6 protein-coding genes and 1 pseudogene are annotated in these 6252 nt (G+C 71.3%); 3 read left to right on the top strand and 4 right to left on the bottom strand.

From position 1 onward, the window contains the following. Together NQ160_RS16490 and tmk are read left to right on the top strand one after the other, a co-directional pair. A partial coding sequence (locus NQ160_RS16490; protein WP_257516252.1) for a topoisomerase C-terminal repeat-containing protein occupies window positions 1–1275 on the top strand: 1275 nt, incomplete at its 5' end. Further along, on the top strand, window positions 1272–1970 hold the full coding sequence (gene tmk / locus NQ160_RS16485) for a dTMP kinase (protein WP_257516251.1): 699 nt from the start codon (window positions 1272–1274) through the stop codon (window positions 1968–1970). The genes NQ160_RS16490 and tmk, both read left to right, overlap by 4 nt. Before the next feature lie 46 nt (window positions 1971–2016). Here the strand turns inward: tmk and NQ160_RS16480 are convergent, their stop codons facing one another. From NQ160_RS16480 to NQ160_RS16465, 4 genes are read right to left on the bottom strand one after another with little or no spacing between them, the layout of a single operon-like run. Beyond that, window positions 2017–2697 (bottom strand): response regulator, encoded by a 681-nt coding sequence (locus NQ160_RS16480; RefSeq protein WP_257516250.1) that lies wholly within the window; start codon window positions 2695–2697, stop codon window positions 2017–2019. Window positions 2698–2717: 20 nt separating this feature from the next. Then, entirely contained in the window at window positions 2718–4016 is a 1299-nt protein-coding gene (locus NQ160_RS24900; protein WP_257516249.1) for a sensor histidine kinase, read from the bottom strand. After that, entirely contained in the window at window positions 4013–4858 is an 846-nt protein-coding gene (locus tag NQ160_RS16470) for a hypothetical protein (RefSeq protein WP_257516248.1), read from the bottom strand. The genes NQ160_RS24900 and NQ160_RS16470 overlap by 4 nt, the downstream gene beginning before the upstream one ends. After that, window positions 4855–5784 (bottom strand): ABC transporter ATP-binding protein, encoded by a 930-nt coding sequence (locus NQ160_RS16465; protein WP_257516247.1) that lies wholly within the window; start codon window positions 5782–5784, stop codon window positions 4855–4857. Before NQ160_RS16465 ends, NQ160_RS16470 begins: the two co-directional genes overlap by 4 nt. Before the next feature lie 163 nt (window positions 5785–5947). Between NQ160_RS16465 and NQ160_RS16460 the strand changes: the two are divergent. Beyond that, window positions 5948–6252, top strand: a pseudogene (locus NQ160_RS16460) (DNA polymerase III subunit delta'); the annotation flags it as partial.

The following is a 6252-nucleotide window of genomic DNA, read 5'->3' as shown; positions in this document are numbered from 1 at the left end:
GTCGAGCCCAAGGGCCACGCCACGAGTCCCAAGCCCCGCTACACCGAGGCGAGCCTGGTCAAGGCGCTGGAGGAGAGGGGCATCGGCCGCCCGTCGACCTTCGCCAGCATCATCGACGTCATCCTCGACCGCGGCTACGTCACCAAGCGCGGTCAGGCACTCGTGCCGAGCTGGCTGTCGTTCAGCGTCGTGCGGCTGCTCGAAGAGCACTTCGCCGACCTCGTGGATTATGACTTCACCGCCGCCCTCGAGGACGACCTCGATGCCATCGCCCGCGGCGAGCAGCAGCGCGTGGCGTGGCTGAAGGACTTCTACTACGGCTCGAAGGACCACGTGGGCCTGCGTCACATCGTCGACAACCTCGGCGACATCGACGCGCGCGAGCTCAACTCCACGCCCATCGGCGACGTCGCGACGCTGCGCTTCGGCAAGTACGGCCCCTACCTCGAGGTGCCCGACGCGAGCGGCGACCCCGAGGCCAAGCCCCGCATCGTCAACGTCCCCGACGACCTCGCACCCGACGAGCTGACCCCGGCCAAGGCACAGGAGCTCATCGACGCCCCCGTCGCCGGTGACCGGGTGCTGGGGGAGAACCCCGAGAACGGCAAGCTCATCGTCGTCAAGGACGGCCGGTTCGGTCCGTACGTGCAGGAGGTCGAGCCCGTCGACCCCGATGCCGCCGACCCGCAGACCGGCGAGGTCGAAGCCGAGGCGCCCAAGAAGAAGACCACGCGCAAGAAGGCGGATGCCGCGCCCAAGCCGCGGACGGCCTCGCTGTTCAAGAGCATGTCGGTGGAGACCGTCGACCTCGACACCGCGCTGAAGCTGCTGGCGCTGCCGCGCGTCGTGGGAGTCGACCCCGAGACGGGTGCCGAGATCACCGCGCAGAACGGCCGGTACGGTCCGTACCTGAAGAAGGGCACGGACTCCCGCACGCTGCAGAGCGAGGACCAGCTGTTCTCCATCACCCTCGACGAAGCGCTCGCCGTGTACGCGCAGCCGAAGTACGGTGCCCGCGCGGCATCCAGCGCGCTCAAGGAGTTCGAGGCGGACCCCGTCAGCGGCAAGCCGATCAAGCTCAAGGACGGCCGCTTCGGTCCGTACGTCACCGACGGCGAAACCAACGCGACCATCCCGCGCGGCGAGAACGCCGAAGAGGTCACGTTCGAGCGCGCTGTGCAGCTGCTGGCAGACAAGCGCGCCAAGGGTCCCGCTCCCAAGCGCACGACCCGCAAGGCGACGACCACGCGCAAGCCCGCGGCCAAGAAGAAGTGACCGCGCACGGCGACCCGGTCCCTGAGGCCACCCACCCGGTCCCTGAGCCCGTCGAAGGGCCGCGCGGCCTCTGGGTCACATTCGAAGGCGGCGACGGCGCGGGCAAGACGACGCAGGCGGCGCTTCTGGAGCAGTGGCTGCAGCAGCAGGGCCGCACCGTCGTGCGCACCCGTGAGCCGGGCGGCACCGAGGTGGGCGTGCTCGTCCGCGACATCGTGCTGCACCACCGCGGCGACATCGCGCCCCGGGCCGAGGCGCTGCTCTACGCCGCCGATCGCGCCCATCACGTCGCCGCCCTCGTGCGTCCCGCCCTCGCCCGCGGTGAGGTGGTCATCCAGGACCGCTACCTCGACTCGTCGGTGGCCTACCAGGGTGCCGGTCGGGTGCTGGATGCCGGAGAGGTGCGACGCCTGTCGCTGTGGGCGACCGAGGGCGCCCTGCCAGACCTCACGGTGCTGCTCGACCTCGACCCCTCGGCCGCGCGGGCGCGGCTGGACGCGGACGACAAGCCCTTCGACCGGCTCGAGGCAGAACAGGACGACTTCCACCGTCGTGTGCGCGATGGGTTCCTCGCCCTGGCTGCGGCGGAGCCTGCCCGCTTCGTCGTCGTCGACGCCGGGCTGCCGGTGGACGAGATCGCCGCGCGGGTGCAGCGCCGTGTCGCCGAGGTGCTCGCCGGCGAGTCCGGCTCCTAGGTCCCGGGCGGTCGTCGCCGACGGCAGCGGTCGGCGCCGTCCGACATCAGGAGGCGCTCTCGCGTCCCCCGACCGACACCACGCCCGCTTCGTATGCCTTGATGACCGCCTGCACGCGGTTGGGGAGCTGGAGCTTGGCGAGGATCCGGCCGACGTGCGCCTTGACCGTGGATTCGCTCAGGTGCAGGGCCTCGGCGATCTCGATGTTCGTCAGACCCCGCCCGATCAGCACGAACACCTCCCGCTCCCGCTCCGAGAGCACGGACAGATCGTCGTCACGGTCTCTCCGCTGTTCGAGGTGCGGAACGGCCACCTCGATGAGTTTGGCCGTGACCCTGGGCGAGACGACGGCATCGCCGGTCCTCACCGCGCGCACGGCGGCGACGAGCTCATCGGGGCGGGTGTTCTTCAGCAGAAAGCCGGCGGCTCCCGCGGTGAGTGCACCGAAGGCGAAATCATCGCGGTCGTACGTCGTCAGCACCAGCACGCGGGTGTCGGGGTGGGTGCGCGAGATCTCCCTCGTCGCGTCGATCCCGTTCAGGTCCGGCATCCGCACGTCCATGAGCACGACGTCGGGATGCAGGCGGCGGACCGACTGCAGGGCCTCGGCCCCGTTCGAGGCCTCGCCGACGACGGCGATGTCCGGCTCGGCCTCGAGGACGAGGCGCAGCCCGTAGCGCACCAGCTCCTGATCGTCGACCAGCAGAACCCGGATGCCGTCGGTCACGGCCGCCTCCTCGGTCATCATCATCCGTTCAGGGGGAGTCGGACGAAAACCCGCCAGCCACCGCCGTCGCGAGGGCCGGCTTCCACCTCGCCATCGTAGAACGCCCCCCTCTCGCGGATGCCGACGAGCCCCCGGCCGGGGGAGTCGGTGGGCACGGCCGGCGCGGAGGAGTCCTGCACCAGGATGGTCACCTCGTCGTCGGCGAGCCCCACCCGCACGAACACGTCCCGCACGTCGCGGGCGTGGCGCAGCACGTTGGTCAGCGACTCCTGAACGATGCGGTAGACGGTCGGGCCGACGGCGGAGTCGGTGGCGACGGCGCCGGTGAGTTCCAGCCGCGCCGGCAGTCCGGCGGCGACGAATTCGTCGACCAGGGCAGGAAGCTGTGCGGGGCCGGGCGGCGCCATCGTCGCCGCGTCGTCGTCGACCCGCGCCAGGAGCCGGCGAACCTCGCCGAGCGTGCGCCGGCCGGTGTCGGCCACCCGGGCCATCACCCGCCGGGACTCCTCGGGGCGCGTCGGCGCCACGGCGCTCGCCCCGTCGGCGAGGGCGGTCATCACGGCCAGCGAGTGAGCGATCACGTCGTGCATCTCGCGCGCGATGCGCTCGCGCTCCTGCGCCCGTGCGATGCTCGCCTGCTGGTCGCGCTCCCGCTTCATCTGCTCCGCGCGCTCGACGAGCCCCGCGACGTGACGCCGCTGGTGGCCCCGGTTGATCCCGAGGAGGGTCGCGATCAGCGCCGCGCCCCCGAACAGCGCCAGGCTGCTGACCCAATCCGTCGGCCACGCCTCAAGATCCGAACGCGGAACGAGGCCGAGGATCGGCGGGCCGACCCGCACCCGGATCGCCAGGATCAGGCCGGCCACGGCGCCCGCCGTCAGTGCGACGCCGAACGCCGCCCAGGCGCGATCCGCTCGGCTGGTGACCCCGATGATGTATAGCGCGAGCACCACCAGCGCAGTCTCGGCGCCGGTGCCCCACGCCGCCGATGCCATCAGCAGCACGAGCAGCGCGAGGAAAGACGCGCGAGGCCACCGGTGGCGGCAGAGCACGGCGGCCACCGACCCCGCTGTCACCAGCAGAATCGGCCCGGGCGGTGTCCTGATGGTCGACTCGACCGACAGATAGCCGAGCGCGCCGGCGAGCAGCAGGTAGGCGGCCAGGACCAAGGCGTCGACCTGCGCTCGGCTCGCCGCGCGCGGTCGCGGCGTGGGTACCGCGCCCCTGGGCACCGCACCCGCGGGCACGGCATCCGCGCGCACCGCATCGCCGGGCGCCGCGGCTGCGGCACCCGGCGACGAGGCGGACGGTGCCGTCACGCGTCGCGCTTCTTCAATGCGACTGCGCCCGCGATCAGCGCCGCTGCGGCCCACCCGGAGACGAACAACCAGCCCGCCCCGGGGCTGATGTGTCCGCCCCAGACGTCGAGGAAGGGGGCCCCTTCGATGCCGACCCGCGTCATGGCGTCTCCGGCGTTGCCGAGCAGTGCGACGCGCAGGACACGCGAGAAGAGGCTGTACGGCAGCACCGAGGTCAGTACGGGTCCGAGCAGCGTCGCGACGAAGACGATAATCGCGCCGGCGGTCGTCGAGCGGAGGAGGGCGCCGAGGCCGACTCCGAACACCGCGCACAGTCCGAGGTATGCGGCGGCGCCGACCAGCGACAGCAGCGCACCGGGCGCACTGAGCGGCACGTCCAGTCCGAACTGCGCGTACACCGGATTGGTGGCGGCCCATGATCCGAAGACGGTGACAAGCGACACGACCGTCACCGCAGCGAACGACACGATCGCTTTCGCCCCGAGTGCCCGCAGCCGCGTCGGTGACGCCAGAAGCGTGGACTGGATGGCGCCCGAGGAGTATTCCGCGCCGATCGACATGACGCCGACGATACCGGCGATGATCTGTCCCACGACGACCATCGCGACCGTCACGTCGCCGAGGGTCCGCTCGACGGACGGCACGGACGGCACGCCCGACGACTCGAGGGTGAGGGCGAGGAAGAGGGCGCCGCCCAGGCCGATGGCGAGGATGCCGCCGAGCGCGAGGAACGACGACGGCAGGCTGGTGAGCTTGATCCACTCGGAGCGGAGGGTTGCCGAGAACGGTGGGCGTTGCGTGCGGGCGTCCGCACGGTGCGCCTTGGTGATGAGCGACATCATCGGTCCGCTCCTTCCTCGGCGACGGGCGCCGATCGGTATTCGACGGAATCGGCGGTGAGTGAGAGATAGGCCTCTTCGAGCGACCCTTCGACGGTCGTGATCTCGTAGAGCACCGCTCCGCAGGCAGCGGCGGCGTCGGCGACCTGCTCCGCGGTGAGCGAGGTGATCTCGATAGCGCCGTCCGGGTAGGTCGACACCGTGACCTCCGGCGCAGCGATGGCCGCGATCAGCCGATCCACGTGACGGCCGCGCACGCGCACCGCGGAGCGGGTGGCGCCGGCGACGACGTCGCGCATCGGGCCGTCGGCGAGGATGCGGCCCTGCCCGATGACGATGAGGTGGTCGGCGGTCTGGGTCATCTCGGTCATCAGATGAGAGGAGAGCAGCACCGTTCGGCCCTCCGCCGCAAGCCGGCGCAGCAGGCCCCGGATCCACAGGATCCCCTCCGGATCGAGTCCGTTGACCGGCTCGTCGAGGATGATCGTCTGTGGGTCCCCGAGAAGTGCCGCGGCGATCCCCAGGCGCTGGCCCATGCCCAGCGAGAACCCGCCGACTCGCTTGCCGGCCACGGCCTCGAGCCCGGCGAGATCCATCACCTCGCGCACCCGTGCCGCGCCGATGCGGTGCGTCGCCGCGATCGCCAGCAGGTGCTTGTACGCGGTGCGGCGCGGGTGGGCGGCGCGGGCGTCGAGGAGGACGCCGACTTCGCGCAGCGGCGCGGGAAGCTCGTGATACGGACGCCCGTTGACCTCCGCCGTACCCGATGTGGGGCGGTCCAGTCCCACGATCATGCGCATGGTGGTGGACTTGCCCGCTCCGTTCGGACCGAGGAAGCCGGTCACGCGGCCCGGCTCGACCGTGAAGTCGATGCCGTGCACGGCCACCTTGCGGCCGTAGTTCTTCGTCAGGGATTCGACCCGGATCATCTGTGCGCCTTTCGTCGCCTTCGACGCTACGGACGCGCCCACAGCGCCACATCGGCCTGCGGTCGCGACTATCGGCATCCGACCAGTACCCAGGTACACACCGGTGAGGGGCCATGGGCTGACACCGCCGACAGAGTCGGTGCCCCCGGTTAGGCTGGACCCCATGGAGTCCGCCGCAATCGTGCACGAGTTGCCGTGGGGCGACGTGTGGGGGCAGGACGAGGCGGTCGCGCAGCTGCAGGACGCGGCATCCGACCCCGCCTCGATGACCCACGCGTGGCTCATCACGGGACCTCCGGGCTCGGGCCGCTCCACCCTCGCCTACGCGTTCGCCGCCCGCCTCATCGCAGGCGATGGCGACGACGTGGACCACGTCATGAGGCAGGTGCTCGCCGGCACCCACCCCGACCTCACGGCGCTGCGCACCGAGGGCGTCATCATCTCGATCAAAGAAGCCCGGGCGCTCGT

It is taken from the genome of Microbacterium sp. zg.Y909 (assembly GCF_024626565.1).
The sequence above is the reverse complement of the archived record's forward strand: the minus strand, read 5'-3'. Positions and strand labels throughout refer to the sequence as shown.